11 protein-coding genes are annotated in these 15,001 nt (G+C 65.6%); 5 read left to right on the top strand and 6 right to left on the bottom strand.

From position 1 onward, the window contains the following. Positions 1-212: 212 nt before the first annotated feature. Complete coding sequence (locus tag DCO49_RS04635) at positions 213-1,046, top strand: pentapeptide repeat-containing protein (RefSeq protein ID WP_116863063.1); 834 nt, start codon at positions 213-215, stop codon at positions 1,044-1,046. Between the two features lie 2 nt (positions 1,047-1,048). Continuing rightward, a complete protein-coding gene (locus DCO49_RS04640) occupies positions 1,049-1,672 on the top strand; it encodes a nucleotidyltransferase domain-containing protein (protein ID WP_116863020.1) in 624 nt (207 codons plus the stop codon). A 374-nt stretch (positions 1,673-2,046) separates the two neighbouring features. Here DCO49_RS04640 and emrB read toward each other — a convergent pair whose 3' ends face one another. Genes emrB through DCO49_RS04665 form a run of 4 tightly spaced genes read right to left on the bottom strand, consistent with a single transcriptional unit; the run spans position 2,047 to position 6,764 of the window. After that, positions 2,047-3,633, bottom strand: a complete 1,587-nt coding sequence (gene emrB / locus DCO49_RS04650) for a multidrug efflux MFS transporter permease subunit EmrB (RefSeq protein ID WP_116863022.1) — start codon at positions 3,631-3,633, stop codon at positions 2,047-2,049. A 7-nt stretch (positions 3,634-3,640) separates the two neighbouring features. Then, a complete protein-coding gene (gene emrA, locus DCO49_RS04655; RefSeq protein ID WP_108768325.1) occupies positions 3,641-4,819 on the bottom strand; it encodes a multidrug efflux MFS transporter periplasmic adaptor subunit EmrA in 1,179 nt (392 codons plus the stop codon). Positions 4,820-4,830: 11 nt separating this feature from the next. Then, positions 4,831-6,324, bottom strand: a complete 1,494-nt coding sequence (emrC, locus tag DCO49_RS04660; protein WP_116863023.1) for a multidrug efflux transporter outer membrane subunit EmrC — start codon at positions 6,322-6,324, stop codon at positions 4,831-4,833. Next, positions 6,321-6,764: a MarR family transcriptional regulator gene (locus DCO49_RS04665; RefSeq protein WP_116863024.1), complete on the bottom strand. Its 444-nt coding sequence runs from the start codon at positions 6,762-6,764 to the stop codon at positions 6,321-6,323. The genes emrC and DCO49_RS04665 overlap by 4 nt, the downstream gene beginning before the upstream one ends. Positions 6,765-6,989: 225 nt before the next feature. On the opposite strand from DCO49_RS04665, the gene DCO49_RS04670 reads away from it, so the two are divergent. Together DCO49_RS04670 and parC are read left to right on the top strand one after the other, a co-directional pair. Next, entirely contained in the window at positions 6,990-7,817 is an 828-nt protein-coding gene (locus tag DCO49_RS04670; protein WP_243402662.1) for a helix-turn-helix transcriptional regulator, read from the top strand. A gap of 59 nt (positions 7,818-7,876) precedes the next feature. Beyond that, the gene (gene parC / locus DCO49_RS04675; RefSeq protein ID WP_116863026.1) at positions 7,877-10,120 is read left to right on the top strand and encodes a DNA topoisomerase IV subunit A; all 2,244 of its coding nucleotides are present in this window, start codon (positions 7,877-7,879) and stop codon (positions 10,118-10,120) included. A 329-nt stretch (positions 10,121-10,449) separates the two neighbouring features. On the opposite strand, the gene bfr is transcribed toward parC, so the two are convergent. Continuing rightward, positions 10,450-10,938 carry a bacterioferritin gene (gene bfr, locus DCO49_RS04680; protein ID WP_116863027.1) on the bottom strand — a complete coding sequence of 163 codons (489 nt, stop codon included), beginning with the start codon at positions 10,936-10,938 and terminating at the stop codon, positions 10,450-10,452. A 123-nt stretch (positions 10,939-11,061) separates the two neighbouring features. On the opposite strand from bfr, the gene DCO49_RS04685 reads away from it, so the two are divergent. Next, the gene (locus tag DCO49_RS04685) at positions 11,062-13,407 is read left to right on the top strand and encodes a penicillin acylase family protein (protein ID WP_116863028.1); all 2,346 of its coding nucleotides are present in this window, start codon (positions 11,062-11,064) and stop codon (positions 13,405-13,407) included. A 152-nt stretch (positions 13,408-13,559) separates the two neighbouring features. Here the strand turns inward: DCO49_RS04685 and DCO49_RS04690 are convergent, their stop codons facing one another. Then, a complete protein-coding gene (locus tag DCO49_RS04690) occupies positions 13,560-14,942 on the bottom strand; it encodes a cation:proton antiporter (protein WP_116863029.1) in 1,383 nt (460 codons plus the stop codon). Positions 14,943-15,001: the final 59 nt, after the last annotated feature.

Genomic DNA, 15,001 nt, shown 5'->3' on the forward strand with positions numbered 1-15,001 from the left:
GATGATGGCCAGGAACGTCCAGCCCAGCAGGTAGAAGATGTCGTTGAACGCCATCTGCGAGGCCTGGTGGTTGATCATGTTGTTGAGCACCGCTGCACCACACGGCAGGTCTCGCCACTGCATCAAGGCCACTTGCCCCACCTAAAGAGCCTCGCTCGCTAGGAAATATTTTGTCAGCTATGTTATGAGAACTTGTGTTGATGACAGAGCAAATGGATACGGCGCTGAATCCAAAATCTTTGCCCAAGAGCGGCAAGACAAAGACTGAAGACAGAACCATCGAAACCGATGTCGATGGCGGAAATTTTTCCAACTTTCATTTTTCACGCCTAGTCGCAAAGAAAGTTCGTTTTTGCAATGTTGACTTCCGATATTCCTCTTTCGACTCATGCTACTTGCGGGGCTGCACCTTCGACAGCTGCGATTTTACCGGTTGCAAGTTTGTCGGAACCAACCTTCATGGAGCTCACTTCCTCGGCTGCAAATTTGATTACGCAGTATTTGAGAGAACAGACATTGACGATCATGTTCTTTTATCAAACTGCCCCGAAAGAGAAAACCTCAAGTTAAAATTCGCAAGGACGCTGCGAATGAACTATCAGCAATTAGGAAATGCCCAGTCCGCAAACAAGGCCATTCAAATTGAACTAGATGCGACCGAGGCACACCTACTGAAGGCGTGGAAATCCAATGAATCTTATTATCGAAGAAAATATTCCGGCCTAGCGCGAGTCAGGCAATTCGCCAACTGGCTCTCCTTCAAAAGCCTGGACTGGATCTGGGGAAATGGCGAAAGTTCAATAAAGCTAGGCAGATCTGCGCTCGTTGTGATTGGCATCCTAGCCCTGAATGACACGCTAGAGTTCAAGAATCCCGCACTACTTTCGAGTTACGTCAAGTCCTTCAAAGAAGTGATTCCCATGTTTTTAGGAGTCAATACTTCAACGCCCTACACCCCCTTATTCATGGCTGGCGTCACAACAATCCGGCTCATGATGTTTGGATTCTTGATGTCCATCATCATAAAAAGATTTAATAGGCGGTAGCCATGCACATCTATGCATTTGGATCCGTTTGCCGAGGAGAGGTTGACGATGACTCGGATATCGACATGCTCGCGGTAATTGACGAAAACGACAGAAACGTGAGCGAGATGAATTTTTCCATCTACTCACAAGATAAGCTAAAAGCGATCTGGCGAGAAGGAAACCCTTTCGCTTGGCACCTGCGCCTGGAATCCGCAATGGTGTTCAGCAGCGACGGAACGGATATCATTGAAAGTCTTGGAGAGCCTAGCAAGTACTCCCGCGCACGAGCCGATTGCTTGAGCTTTATCGATCTCTTTGACAGTGCAGCCACCTCAATAAGAATGGGCACAAACAGCATTCACTTCGAGCTATCAACGATATTTATCGCAGCTCGCAATTTTGCAATCTGCTATTCCTTCGAGAAAGAAGGCCGACCGGTCTTCTCACGCCAAGCCCCACTGCTACTCGGAGAGCACAGCCTGAGGCTCCCCTCCACTTCTTACAGCACACTTGAAAGGTCAAGAATCCTAGCTAGCCGAGGCATTGGGGAACAGGTAGAAAGACAGCAACTAAATTCCACAATAGAAGATCTTCCAAAGATTAGACAATGGATGACGAAGCTGATGGAAGGACTAACGTTGTGAGCGGATTCAACGATCGAATTAGCGCACAGCGCTCAATATTAAGCCAGATAAACAGGGTCAGCTGGCCGTCAGAGCCACTCCATAGCCTTTCACAGCACGCTATTGATCGCTGGATCGCCGCCAATAGAATTGAAAAGGAAGACCCAATAGTTCTCCTCGTGTCATCGGCCGCAAAACAGCTGCTATTTCTAGCCAACAAGAGCCAAGACCAAATTACCGAAACCTACTTAGCGCGGATCACTGAGATACAAGCAATCGTTGCAGATCTAGCCAGGAGAATAGAGTTGGAGCTTGGAAAAAGAGCTCTACCTTTCCGCTCTTAAGAGAAAACCCCGCCTTCCGGCGGGGTTTTATTTTTCATCCACAACGATCGATCAATGCCCGCCGGCGGATGCCGCGCCCGCACCAGCACCGAACGGCGGCTTGGCCAGCCACAGGAACGCGATGATCGCCAGGAACACCCAGCCCAGCAGGTAGAAGATGTCGTTGAACGCCATCTGCGAGGCCTGGTGGTTGATCATGTTGTTGAGCACCGCTGCACCGTTCTGCAGGTTGCCCTGCCCCATCGCCGTCACCTGGTCCTGCATGCCCGGCTGGTAGGCCGAGATGTGTTCGGTCAGGTCGGCATGGTGCACCTGGGTGCGACGTGCCCACAGCCACGTGGTCAGCGATGCAGCAAAGCTGCCGCCCAGCGTACGCAGGAACGTGGCCAGGCCCGAACCCGCTGCGATCTCGCGACCGTCCAGGTCCGACAGCAGGATCTGCAGCACCGGCATGAAGAACAGCGCCACGCCTATACCCATGATCAGCTGCACGCCGGCCACGTGCGCGTAGTCCACCTGCAGGTTGAAGTCCGAGCGCATGAAACTGGTGAACGACAGGAACACGAAGGCGAACGAAGCGATCATGCGCATGTCGAAGCGCGAGGCGTACTTGCCAACGAACGGCGTCATGATCACCGGCAGGATGCCGATCGGCGCCGTCGCCAGGCCTGCCCAGATGGCGGTGTAGCCCATGTCACGCTGCAGCCACTGCGGGATCAGCAGCGACACGCTGAAGAACGCTGCATAGGCCACCACCATCGCCAGCGTACCGGCGCGGAAATTGCGGTGACGGAACAGCTTCAGGTCGACGATCGGATCCTTGTCGGTCAGTTCCCAGATCAGGAACACCGCCAGCGCCACCACGGCCACGCAGGCTAGCACCACGATCCTGGTCGAGGAGAACCAGTCTTCGTCGTTGCCCAGGTCGAGCACCAGCTGCAGCGCGCCCACGCCGATCACCAGGGTGATCAGGCCGACGTAATCCATCTTCGGCTTCTCGATCTGCTCCGGGCGCCCCTTCAACTGGTTGCCCACCACCAGCGCGGCGAAGATGCCCAGCGGCACGTTGATCAGGAAGATCCATTCCCAACTGTAGTTGTCGGTGATCCAGCCACCAAGGATGGGCCCGCAGATCGGCGCCACCACGGTGATCATCGCCAGCAGCGCCAGCGCCTGTCCGCGTTTCTCGCGTGGGTAGATCGATACCAGCAGCGACTGCGTGATCGGGTACATCGGACCGGCCACGAAGCCCTGCAGCGCACGCGACACCACCAGCATGCCCATGCTCTGCGCAAGGCCGCACAGCAGCGAGGTGATGACGAAGGCCAGGGTGGCCCAGATGAACAGCTTGCGCTCGCCGAAGCGACGGCTGAGCCAGCCGGTCAGCGGCAGCGCGATGGCCGTGCTGACCGCGAACGAGGTAATGACCCAGGTCGCCTGCTGCGAACTGGCGCCGAGGTTACCTGCGATGGTCGGCAGCGAGACATTGGCGATGGTGGTGTCGAGCACCTGCATGAACGAGGCCATCGCCAGCCCGACGGTGCACAGGGCCACGCTGGGCGGCAGGAACCCGGAGGCCGCACCCGGCGCCGCCGGTGCGCCCGGAGTGCCGGGCGCCGCTGGAGCTTGTGCGGACATGTCGACCTCAGCCCGCGTTGGCCTGCTGCGGCAGGTTGCCTTCGATGATCGTGTGGATCACCTCATCGGCATCATGCAGCTGCTTGGCATACACATCGGTGTCGAACACCGTGCCCTTGGCGGCGGCGGTCGGCAGCACTTCACCCTTCTGGTCGCGCAGGCTCACCTCGGCCTTCATCGACAGGCCGATGCGCAGCGGATGTTCGGCCAGCTGCTTGGCGTCGATGGCGATGCGCACCGGCACGCGCTGCACGATCTTGATCCAGTTGCCGCTGGCGTTCTGCGCCGGCAGCAGCGAGAACGCCGAACCGGTGCCCAGGCCCAGGCTCTGGATGCGCCCCTTGTACTTCACGTCACCGGCGTACAGGTCCGACTTCAGCTCCACTTCCTGGCCCAGGCGCATGTGGCGCAGCTGGGTTTCCTTGAAGTTGGCTTCCACCCACATCTGCTCGGTCGGCACCACGGCCATCAGGGCATTGCCCGGCTGCACGCGCTGGCCAACCTGCACCGAACGACGGGCGACGTAACCGGTGACCGGCGCGACGATGCCGGCGCGGGCATTGTTGAGGAAGGCCTGGCGCAGCTGTGCGGCGGCGGCCAGCACGTCCGGCTGGGTGGCGATGACGGTGTCATCGACCAGCGCGCGGTTGCGCTCGACGGTCTCGCGCGAACCGGCCACGGCGGCTTCGGCTGCGGCCAGCTCGTCGCGGGCGTGGGCCAGTTCTTCGTTGGAAATGGCGCCGGTGGCGGCCAGGTCCTTGCGGCGGGCGAAGTCTTCGCGCACGCGCTTCAGACTGACCTGGCGGGCGTTCAGGTCAGCCTGCGCGCCCTCCACGCTGCGGTACAGGCCGCGGGTCTGGCGCACGGTCTTGGCCAGGTTGGCTTCGGCCTGCTGCAGGGCGACGGAGGTGTCGGCCGGGTCCAGCTGCACCAGCAGCTGGCCACGCTCGACGCGCATGCCGTCATCGACGTTGATGGCGACCACGGTGCCGGCCACCAGCGGGGTGATCTGCACTTGGTTGCCCTGCACGTAGGCATCGTCGGTTTCTTCGAACCAACGGCCGAACATGAAGTACCACAGCGCCAGTGCGGCAAGCAGCAGCACGACGATGACGAACAGGCCGCGCAGCAGCTTGCCGCGGCGGTTGGGAGCGGCCGGGGCCGCGGTGTCTTGGGTCTGGCTCATGGCGTGGGTCTTCAGGAATGCGAGGAATCGGAATGGGAGGCGATCGGTGCGGCGTCGGCGTCACTGGGCTGGAAACCACCGCCCAATGCCTTGCTCAGGCGCACCGAGGTCTGCACCTGCTGCGACTGCAGGCCGGCCAGCTGCTGCTGCGACTGCAGCAGGATGGACTGCGCGCTGAGCACGTCCAGGTAGCTGCCGATGCCGGCGCGGTAACGCTGCTGGGCCAGGTCGAAGGCCGCGTGGGCGGTGTCCACCGCCTGCTGCTGCGCCTGCGCCTGCTGGGCCAGCGAACGCACCGCGTTGACCTGGTCGGCCACGTCGCGCAGCGCGTCCAGCACGGACTGGTTGTAGTTGGCCACCGCCAGGTCGTACTGCGCGTCGGTGTTGTCCAGGTTGGCGCGCAGCTTGCCGCCTTCGAAGATCGGCAGGCTCAGCGCCGGGCCGATGTAGGCGAAGGTAGAGCTGCTCTTCAGCAGGTCGCCCACGTTCGGGGCGACCACGCCGGCCAGCGCGGTCAGGTTGAAGCTCGGGTAGAACTTGGTCTTGGCGACCTTGATCTGCTTTTCCGCCGCTTCCACGCGCCACCGTGCGGCGACGATGTCGGGGCGACGCCCGAGCAGTTCGCTGGGCAGTACGCCCGGCAGCTGCAGGGCAAGCGGGTTCAGCGCCTGCGGGCGTTCGATCGACAGGCCACGGTCCGGGCCCTTGCCGACCAGCGCGGCCAGCGCGGTGCGGGCGGCGTCGATGCGCTGCTGCGCGGCCAGCAGCTGCTGCTGCGCGGCCGGCACGCGGGCCTCGGCCTGGCGCACCTGCAGGTCGCTGTCGATGCCGGCGCTGCGGCGCTGGCGGGTCAGCTCCAGCGACTTCTGCGAGCGCGTCAGTTCCTGCTCGGCCACGTCGTTGAGCTGCCAGGCATAGGCCAGATCGGTGTAGGCCTGGGCAATGCCGGCGGACAGGTTCAGGCGTGCGGCCTGCGCATCCACGGTGGCGGCATGGGCGCCGTCAACGGCGGCTTCCCAGGCAGCGCGCTTGCCGCCCCACAGGTCAACGCCGTAGCTGAAGTTGAAGGCGACCTGGCTGCTGCCGCCGTAGCGGCCGCCCAGCTCGTCACCGAGCATGGATTCGGGCAGGCGCAGGCCGGTGTAGCCACCAGACACCGACAGGCTGGGCAGGCGCTCGGCACGGCTGGTGCCGACCTGCGACTGGGCCTGGCGCAGGCGCGCATCGGCGGCGTCCAGGCTGGGATGGCCGGCCAGGCCTTCGCTGATGAGGGCGTCGAGCTGGGGATCGCCCAGCGCCTTCCACCAGTCCTGGGCCGGGAAGCCGGTGGCGCTCAGGTCGCTGTCGGCCAGCGTGCGCTCGCTGTGCAGGCTGTCCACGTCGAGCACGTGGCCCTGCGGGTTCAGGCCACGGCTGCTGGCGCAGGCGGCCAGGGCCAGGGCCAGCGCTGAAACCAGCAGCGCGCGCCCGGACCGGCGGAGAGTGGGATGCGGGATCGGGTTCATGGGGTCGTCAGGGAATCGCGGATTCGGGTCAGGAGGGACAGCAGCAGCGCGCGTTCGTCGGCGGACAGGTCGCGCAGGGCGAAATCCATCACCGCGTCGCCGCGCTTCTGCAGCCGCGCCCAGAGGGCACGGCCTTCATCGGTCAGAACGATCTGCAGGGCCCGCCGGTCCTGGCTGTGTGGCTCGCGGCGCACGCAGCCCAGGGCTTCCAGTTTGTCCAGCAGGCGGGTGACCGCACTGGGCACCTGGTCGATGGCCTGGGCCAGTTCGTTGGCGGTGCACGGGGCCATGCGGGCCAGCAGCTTCAGGCCGATGTAATGGGTGAAGCCGATGCCGAGGTCTTCTTCGGCCATGGACGCATCGAGCTGGCGGACCAGGCCGTCGCGCACCTGGCGTAGCAACAGGCCGAAGCTGGGAGGGTTGGAGGACGGACAGATCATGGGGGAGCATTTTCTTCCAAAAAAAATATTTCTCAATGGAAATATTCGATCTGGCATCGAATGCTGTGTTGCAGCAACGGGCTCGATCTGTGAAGGCGCTACCTTAATGGCCCGTGGAACTGGCCCGGTAGTACAATCCAGCCAATGAATGTCACATTCCAGCCACCCCCGCCGGTCGTAGCGGCAGGTGAACCGGGCCCGCCCACCCTGCTCCGCGAGGTGGCCATGGACTGGTTCGAGCGCAACGATGGCCCGCCGGTCATCGGTTTCCGCTTCGAAAGCCCGCAGGGCCTGGCCCGTGAAGTGGACTGGCACCATCACGCCCGCGCCCAGCTGATTTACGTCGAACGCGGCCTGCTAACCACCCGCACCTCGCACGGCACCTGGTCGCTGGCACCGGGCTCGGCCGGCTGGATGCCGCCGCTTGAACCGCACACGGTCAGCCTGGATGGCCCGATGCGTGGCTGGGGCATGGCCCTGGCCGCGCCGGCCTGCGCCGGGCTGCCCTCCGACCCCTGCGTGCTGGGCCTGTCCAAGCTGGCCCAGGCGGTGGCCGAGCGCATCTGCGAATGGCCGCTGGACTACGTCCTCAGCGACGACCGCGAGCACATCCTCAGCGTCATGCGCGACGAGATCCGCACCGCGCCGCGCCAGCGCATGCACCTGCCGATGCCGCGCGACCGCCGCCTGCTGAAGATCGCCTCGCAGCTGCTGGCCGAGCCCTCCGACGAGCGCAGCCTGGCCGAATGGGCGCACTGGGCCGGCCTGTCGCCGCGCAGCCTGACCCGCCACTTCCGCGACGAGACCACCCTCAGCTTCGCCCAGTGGCGGCAGCAGGCGCGGCTGGCCGAGGCCCTGCGCCAGCTCAGCGAGGGCCGCAGCGTGGCCGATATCGCCCATGCGCTGGGCTTCAGCAGCGCCAGCGCCTTCGTCACCGTGTTCCGCCGCCACTTCGGCCTGCCACCCGGGCGCTACCTGGCACGGGTCGGCCATGGCCTGGAACCGGGGCTGGATCCCGCACGTGGCTTGGCATCCCCCGCCGCATCCGGATAATCAGTGCATTGAGAGCGCCGACCGCCGTCTTCGCCTCCCGACATAGGTAACAACGCCGCATGACCGAACCTGCCCGCCCCGTATTCCACGGTTTCGAACAACTGCCGCTGCGCGAGTACGCCGAACGCGCCTACCTCGACTATTCGATGTACGTGGTGCTCGACCGTGCCCTGCCGTTCATCGGCGACGGCCTGAAGCCGGTGCAGCGCCGCATCATCTATTCGATGAGCGAGCTGGGCCTGAATGCCGCGTCCAAGCCGAAGAAGTCCGCGCGCACCGTCGGTGACGTGATCGGCAAGTACCACCCGCATGGCGACAGCGCGTGCTACGAAGCGCTGGTGCTGATGGCGCAGCCGTTCTCCTACCGCTACCCGCTGATCGAGGGCCAGGGCAACTTCGGCTCAAGCGACGACCCGAAGTCGTTCGCGGCCATGCGCTACACCGAATCCAAGCTGACCCCGATCGCCGAAGTACTGCTGGGCGAGCTGGGCCAGGGCACCACCGACTGGGCACCGAACTTCGACGGCACCCTGCAGGAACCGACTTGGATGCCGGCGCGCCTGCCGCATCTGCTGCTGAACGGCACCACCGGCATCGCCGTGGGCATGGCCACCGACGTGCCACCGCACAACCTCAACGAGATCGTCAGCGCGCTGCTGCACCTGCTGGATGATCCCGATGCCAGCGTGCGCGACCTGTGCGAGCACGTGAAGGGCCCGGACTACCCGTCGACCGCCGAGATCATCACCCCGGCCAACGATCTGCGCACGATGTACGAGACCGGCAACGGCAGCGTGCGTGCGCGTGCGACCTTCACCAAGGAAGCGAACAACGTGGTGGTCACCGCGCTGCCGTTCCAGGTGTCGCCGTCGAAGGTGATCGAGCAGATCGCCGCGCAGATGCGCGCCAAGAAGCTGCCGTGGCTGGAAGACGTGCGCGATGAGTCCGACCACGCCAACCCGGTGCGCGTGGTACTGGTGCCGCGCTCCAACCGCGTCGACGCCGACCAGCTGATGGGCCACCTGTTCGCGACCACGGACATGGAGCGCAGCTACCGGGTCAACCTCAACGTGATCGGGCTGGACGGCCGTCCGCAGGTAAAGAACCTGAAGATGCTGCTCAGCGAATGGCTGGCGTTCCGCAGCACCACCGTCACCCGCCGCCTGCAGCACCGCCTGCAGAAAGTCGAGCGCCGCCTGCACCTGTTGGAAGGCCTGCTGGTGGCGTTCCTCAATCTGGACGAGGTGATCCACATCATCCGTACCGAGGACGAACCGAAGGCAGCGCTGATCGCGCGCTTCGGCCTGTCCGAAGAACAGGCCGAGTACATCCTGGAAACCAAGCTGAAGCAGCTGGCCCGCCTGGAAGAAATGAAGATCCGCGGCGAGCAGGACGAGCTGGCCAAGGAGCGCGAGAAGATCCTCGGCATCCTCGACAGCAAGGCCAAGCTGAAGAAGCTGATCCGCGACGAACTGACCGCCGACGCCAAGAAGTTCGGCGACGCACGCCGTTCGCCGCTGGTGCAGCGCCAGGCCGCGCAGGCCATCGACGAGACCGAGCTGGTGCCGAGCGAGCCGATGACCGTCGTGCTGTCGGAGAAGGGCTGGATCCGCGCGGCCAAGGGCCACGACATCGATGCCGCCACCCTGTCCTACCGCGACGGCGATGCCCTGCAGGGTTCGGTGCGCGCGCGCAGCACCCAGCAGGTCGCCTTCCTGGACAGCGAAGGCCGCGCCTACTCGACGCCGGTGCATACCCTGCCCTCGGCGCGTGGCAACGGTGAACCGCTGACCGGCCGCTTCTCGCCGGCACCGGGCACCAGCTTCGTGACCCTGGCCAGCGCCGAACCGGATGCCCGCTTCGTGCTGGCCTCGACCCACGGCTATGGCTTCGTCACCCGCTTCGAGAACCTGATCGGCCGCAACAAGGCCGGCAAGGCGATGCTGAACCTGTCGTCCGGCTCCTCGGTGCTGACCCCGTCGGCCGTTGCCAACGTGGCGACCGACCGCATCGTTGCGGTGACCAGCTCGGGCAACCTGCTGGCGATCGCCGCCAACGACCTGCCGGAACTGGACAAGGGCAAGGGCAACAAGATCATCGAGATCCCCAAGGCCAAGCTGGCCACCGAGCGGGTCGTGGCGATCGTGGCGATCAGCCCGGGGCAGACCCTGCAGGTGCGTAGCGGCCAGCGCACCATGGGCCTGAAGTTCAACGAGCTGGACGCCTACCTCGGCGCCCGCGCCACCCGCGGCCACCTGCTGCCGCGCGGCTGGCAGAAGGTCGAAGGGTTGTCGGTGGAATGACGGGGAATGGGGTCGGATCCCTTTCCACGGGAAAGGGCTCTGACCCATCCGACATGGCGGGGGGTCAGAGCCGTTTTCGTTGAAAACGGATCTGACCCCGGACACGAAGAAGCCGGGGATTCCCCGGCTTCTTCATTTGTCGGCTGGCGGGCGGTGGAGCGGCTGGCTGGCGAAGGCTGGCTCGCGATGCTCCGGTGCTGGCGGGCGACAGAACTTTTGTAGAGTCGAGCCATGCTCGACCTGGATCCAACAGCAGCCGAGCATGGCTCGGCTCTACATGAAACGAGGCAGCCGGCCAACGGTCGGCTCTACCCCGGCGCGGAGCCGGCTCAGTGCGCCGGGGCGCCGTTGCCGTCGATCTTGCTCAGCTGGTACAGCTCCAGGCCGATGCGCTTGATCAGGCCCAGCTGCTGCTCCAGCCACCAGGCGTGGTCTTCCTCGGTGTCCTTCAACTGCGCCAGCAGCATGTCGCGGCTCACGTAGTCGCCCTTCTCCTCGCACAGCTTCATGCCGGCGGCGAGATTGTTGCGGACTGCGTATTCAGTATCGAGATCCTTCTGCAGCATCTCCTCCACGGTCCTGCCCGGCTCGGTGGCATGCGGGCGCATGTCCGGGTCGCCGCCCAGGAACAGGATGCGGCGCAGCAGCGCGTCGGCGTGCTGGGTTTCCTCTTCCATCTCGTGGTTCAGGCGTTCGTACAGCGCGAACAGGCCCTGGTCCTCGTAGCGGCGGGAATGGATGAAGTACTGGTCGCGGGCGGCAAGCTCGCCGCGCAGCAGTTCCTTCAGGCAGGCGATGACGTCCGGGTTGCCTTTCATGGGGGTGCTCCTGTGGATCGATGCGGCATAGGGTGCCGCATTTCAAAATACGGTGATCTAATCGGAATCAGTCGCAGTTGCGCCTGCGGCTACAATCCCCCACGAATGCCGGAAGGACCTGCAATGCGACGTACCTGGCGTTGGATACCGGCTGTGCTCATCGCCATCGTGCTGGTCATCGCACTGGTCCTGTGGCTGCTGCTGTGCGGCAGCCTGGCTGAACTGGAGGGCGAACAGGCCCTGCCTGGGCTGGCCGCGCCGGTCAGCATCGAGCGCGACGCGCTGGGGGTGGTCACCATCACTGCCGACAGCCAGGCCGATGCCATGCGTGCCCTCGGCCATGTGCATGCACAGGAACGCTATTTCGAGATGGACCTGATGCGCCGCAGTGCCGCAGGCGAACTGTCGGCGCTGTTCGGGCCGGTGGCCATCGACGCCGACAAGCACATGCGCGTGCACCGGCTGCGCGCGCGCACCGAAGCGCACCTCGACGCGGCCCTGGGCGACAACCCGCAGGCCGTGCGCGCCTATGTGGAAGGGGTCAACGCAGGTCTCTCTGATCTGTCGGTGCGGCCCTGGGCCTACCTGCTGCTGCGGCAGTCGCCCGCACCCTGGCAGGCCAGCGACAGCGTGCTGGCCGGGCTGGCCATGTACGCTGACCTGCAGGACCCGGGCAACCAGAACGAGCTGGCGCTGAGCCGTATCCGCGACGTGGTGCCACCGGCCCTGCATGCGCTGCTGGCCCACGATGGCAGCAGCTGGGACCCGCCCCTGCAGGGCGAGCCGCGCGGCGATGCGGTGCTGCCCGATGCCACCCAGCTGGACCTGCGTACGCTCGCCGCCGCACCGACCGCGCCTGCCGCCGACGCCGACGCGGTCGGCAGCAACAACTTCGCCGTGGCCGGTGCGCTCACTGCAGATGGCCGCGCCATCGTCGCCGACGACATGCACCTGGCCCTGCGTGCGCCCAGCCTGTGGTTCCGCGTGCGCCTGCGCTATCCGGATCCGCAGGCACCGGGTGGCCAGGTCGATGTCAGCGGCTTCTCGCTGCCGGGCGTGCCGGCGGTCATCGTCGGCAGCAACGGGCACGTGGCCTGGGGCTTCACCAACAGCTACATCGACACCGCCGATTTCCGCCGCGAGCCAGCGAATGCGCCGGTGACCGTGCACGAGGAACGCATCGCCGTGGCCGGCAAGCCCGATGTGCTGTTCCCGGTGCGCGAAACCGCCTGGGGGCCGATCCTGCACACCCATGCCGATGGCAGCGGCGATGCCCTGCGCTGGGTCGCCCACCTGCCCGGCGCGGTGCGCATGGACTTCGCCGACATGGCCCGCGCCGGTGACCTCGACCAGGCCCTGAAGACCGCCGACCACGCCGGCATTCCCGCGCAGAACCTGGTGATCGGCGACCGCAGCGGGCGCATTGCCTGGCGCCTGGTCGGTGCACGCCCGGACCGTGGTCCCGGCTGCGAGCCGCAGGGCTTCAACACCCTGCAGGACAGCGCGCTTGATGACGGCACGGACTGCGCGCCGTGGCCCATCCGCAGCGACGCCGCGCCGGCCCTGATCGATCCGCCCGGGCAGCGCCTGTGGACCGCCAACAGCCGCGTCGTCGACGATGCCACCCTGGCCGTGGTTGGCAACGCCGGCTACGACCTGGGCGCACGCGGCCAGCAGATCCGCAACCTGCTGGCCACCCAGGACCGCTTCGACGAGCGCGACCTGCTGGCGATCCAGCTCGACGACCGCGCAATATTCCTGCAGCGCTGGTGGGTACTGCTGCACGAAACCGCCGAGCACAGCGATGACCCGTCATTGAAGCGTCTGGCCGCCGCAAGCGAACACTGGAACGCCCGCGCCTCGGCCAATTCAACCAGCTACCGCATCGTGCGCGGTTTCCGTGGCGAGGTGCTCGATGCCATCGAAAGCGCGCTGCTGGCACCGGCCAAGGCGCGACTGGGGGATGACTACCTGCCGCTGCGGCTTGCGCAGCTGGAAGGCGTTGTCTGGCCGATGCTGCAACAGCGCCCGGCCAACCTGCTGCCGCCCGGCGTGGACAGCTGGGATGCACTGCTGGCCAAGGCCGCGCATACGCTGGAAGCCGACCTGGGCAAGCAGGGGCCGTTGCAGCAGCGCACCTGGGGCGAGCGCAACGTGGCCGACATCTGCCACCCGGTCTCGCGTGCCCTGCCCGCCTTCACCCGCCGCTGGCTGTGCATGCCGGCCGACCAGCTGCCTGGCGACCGCGACATGCCGCGCGTGCAGGGCCCGAGCTTCGGTGCCTCACAGCGCATGGTGGTTTCGCCGGGCCATGAAGCCGACGGCATCGTGCACATGCCGGGCGGCCAAAGTGGCCATCCGCTGTCGCCGTACTGGGGCGCCGGCCACGAGGACTGGGTGCATGGGCGCGCGACCCCGTTCCTGCCGGGCAAGGCGCAGCACGTGCTGAAGCTGGTGCCGGCACGGTAAATGTAGAGCCGAGCCCCTGCTCGGCTGCCTTGGCGTGAAGCCGAGCGCAGGCTCGGCTCTACAGCGCGGTCAGAGGTAGCGCCGGGCCATGCCCGGCGACGCGCGATCCATCCGCGCTGCGCGCTCGCCGGGCATGGCCCGGCGCTACCGGATCAGGCCTTGCGGCGTTCGATCAGGTTCAACAGCGGCCCGGTCATCGCCGTGGTCACCAGCGCCATGATCACCAGCACCGCGAACAGGCGGTCACCCAGCAGACCCAGCTCGTAGCCCAGGTTGAGCACGATCAGCTCCATCAGGCCACGGGTGTTCATCAGCACGCCGAGGCGCCAGGCTTCGCGATTCTCCATGCCGGTGCTGCGCGCGGCACTCCAGGTGCCCAGCAGCTTGCCGGCCGTGGCCACCACGATCACCACCACGCACAGCAGGATGTCGCTGGTCTGCAATGCATCGGCGCGCATGCGCAGGCCGGTCATCGCGAAGAACAGCGGCAGCAGCAGGGTCGCTGCGAACGGTTCGACCTTGGCCACCAGCAACTCGCGCAGCTGTGTGTTGGATGACACCGCCACGCCGGCCGCGAACGCGCCGAACAGCGCATGGATGCCCAGCACTTCGGTCACCAGCGCGCTGGCCAGCGACAGCAGCAGGATGCCGAGCAGCCAGCGCCCTTCGCGCCCCGGGGCAATCTGCTGGCGGGCGAACCACGGCTCCACCGCCCCCAGCATCACCGCGATGAACAGCAGCACGCAGACCAGGTTGAGGCTGGCCGACAGCCAGCCGGTCGCCTGCGCGGCGGCCACGATCAGCGCCAGCATGCACCACGCCGTGGCGTCGCCCAGCGCCGCACAGGCGATGGAGGTCTGCCCCAGCGGGGTCTGCGTGATGCCCCGGTCGGCAAGGATGCGCAGCAGCACCGGGAAGGCGGTGATGCTCATGGAAATGCCGACGAACAGCGCGAAGGCAGTGAAGCCCACGCCCTGCGGGCCGTGCTCGGGATACAGCCAGATGGCCAGGCCGACACCCATCACGAAGGGCACGGCGATGCTGGCATGGCTGACGGTGAAAGCGAATGTGCGGCGGCCACGCACCGCGCCCAGGTCGAGTTCGGCACCAGCCACCAGCAGGAACATCAGCACGCCCAGCTGGCTGAGCATGCCCAGCGGCCCCAGCGACGCGGCGGGGAACAAGGCCCCGTGCAGCTGCGGCAGCAGGCTGCCCAGCACCAGCGGGCCCATCATCAGGCCAGCGGCCATCTCACCGATCACCGCCGGCTGGCCGAAATGCTTCAGCAGCGCGCCCGCGCCCTTGGCCACCAGCAGCAGTACCAGCAGCTGCAGCAGGAACAGGCCCAGCGGCGATGCCAGGTGGTGGGCCCAGTCACTGCCGGCCTCGGCCTTGGCCGCCACCGACGGAGCGCCCGGCCCCGCGTAGTGCGCCAGCACCAGGCCGATCGCCAGCGGAACCGCCGCCCAGGCCAGGTAGCGCCATCCCCACTTCATCGGCGTCGCGCTGCCTCCGGTCTGTACGTCCATGAACATTCCCCAATGTGCAGGGGCCCGATGATACGTCCTTCTTCGCGCGCCCGCCGGGCATGGCC

Source organism: Stenotrophomonas sp. SPM, assembly GCF_003105135.1.
GTDB lineage: Bacteria > Pseudomonadota > Gammaproteobacteria > Xanthomonadales > Xanthomonadaceae > Stenotrophomonas.

What these genes read in the sequence shown, in the direction of transcription:
- DCO49_RS04635 (WP_116863063.1), top strand. Translation starts at nt 213, where the DNA reads ATGGATACGGCGCTGAATCCAAAATCTTTGCCCAAGAGCGGCAAGACA.
- DCO49_RS04640 (WP_116863020.1), top strand. Translation starts at nt 1,049, where the DNA reads ATGCACATCTATGCATTTGGATCCGTTTGCCGAGGAGAGGTTGACGAT.
- emrB (WP_116863022.1), bottom strand. Translation starts at nt 3,633, where the DNA reads ATGTCCGCACAAGCTCCAGCGGCGCCCGGCACTCCGGGCGCACCGGCG.
- emrA (WP_108768325.1), bottom strand. Translation starts at nt 4,819, where the DNA reads ATGAGCCAGACCCAAGACACCGCGGCCCCGGCCGCTCCCAACCGCCGC.
- emrC (WP_116863023.1), bottom strand. Translation starts at nt 6,324, where the DNA reads ATGAACCCGATCCCGCATCCCACTCTCCGCCGGTCCGGGCGCGCGCTG.
- DCO49_RS04665 (WP_116863024.1), bottom strand. Translation starts at nt 6,764, where the DNA reads ATGATCTGTCCGTCCTCCAACCCTCCCAGCTTCGGCCTGTTGCTACGC.
- DCO49_RS04670 (WP_243402662.1), top strand. Translation starts at nt 6,990, where the DNA reads ATGGACTGGTTCGAGCGCAACGATGGCCCGCCGGTCATCGGTTTCCGC.
- parC (WP_116863026.1), top strand. Translation starts at nt 7,877, where the DNA reads ATGACCGAACCTGCCCGCCCCGTATTCCACGGTTTCGAACAACTGCCG.
- bfr (WP_116863027.1), bottom strand. Translation starts at nt 10,938, where the DNA reads ATGAAAGGCAACCCGGACGTCATCGCCTGCCTGAAGGAACTGCTGCGC.
- DCO49_RS04685 (WP_116863028.1), top strand. Translation starts at nt 11,062, where the DNA reads ATGCGACGTACCTGGCGTTGGATACCGGCTGTGCTCATCGCCATCGTG.
- DCO49_RS04690 (WP_116863029.1), bottom strand. Translation starts at nt 14,942, where the DNA reads ATGTTCATGGACGTACAGACCGGAGGCAGCGCGACGCCGATGAAGTGG.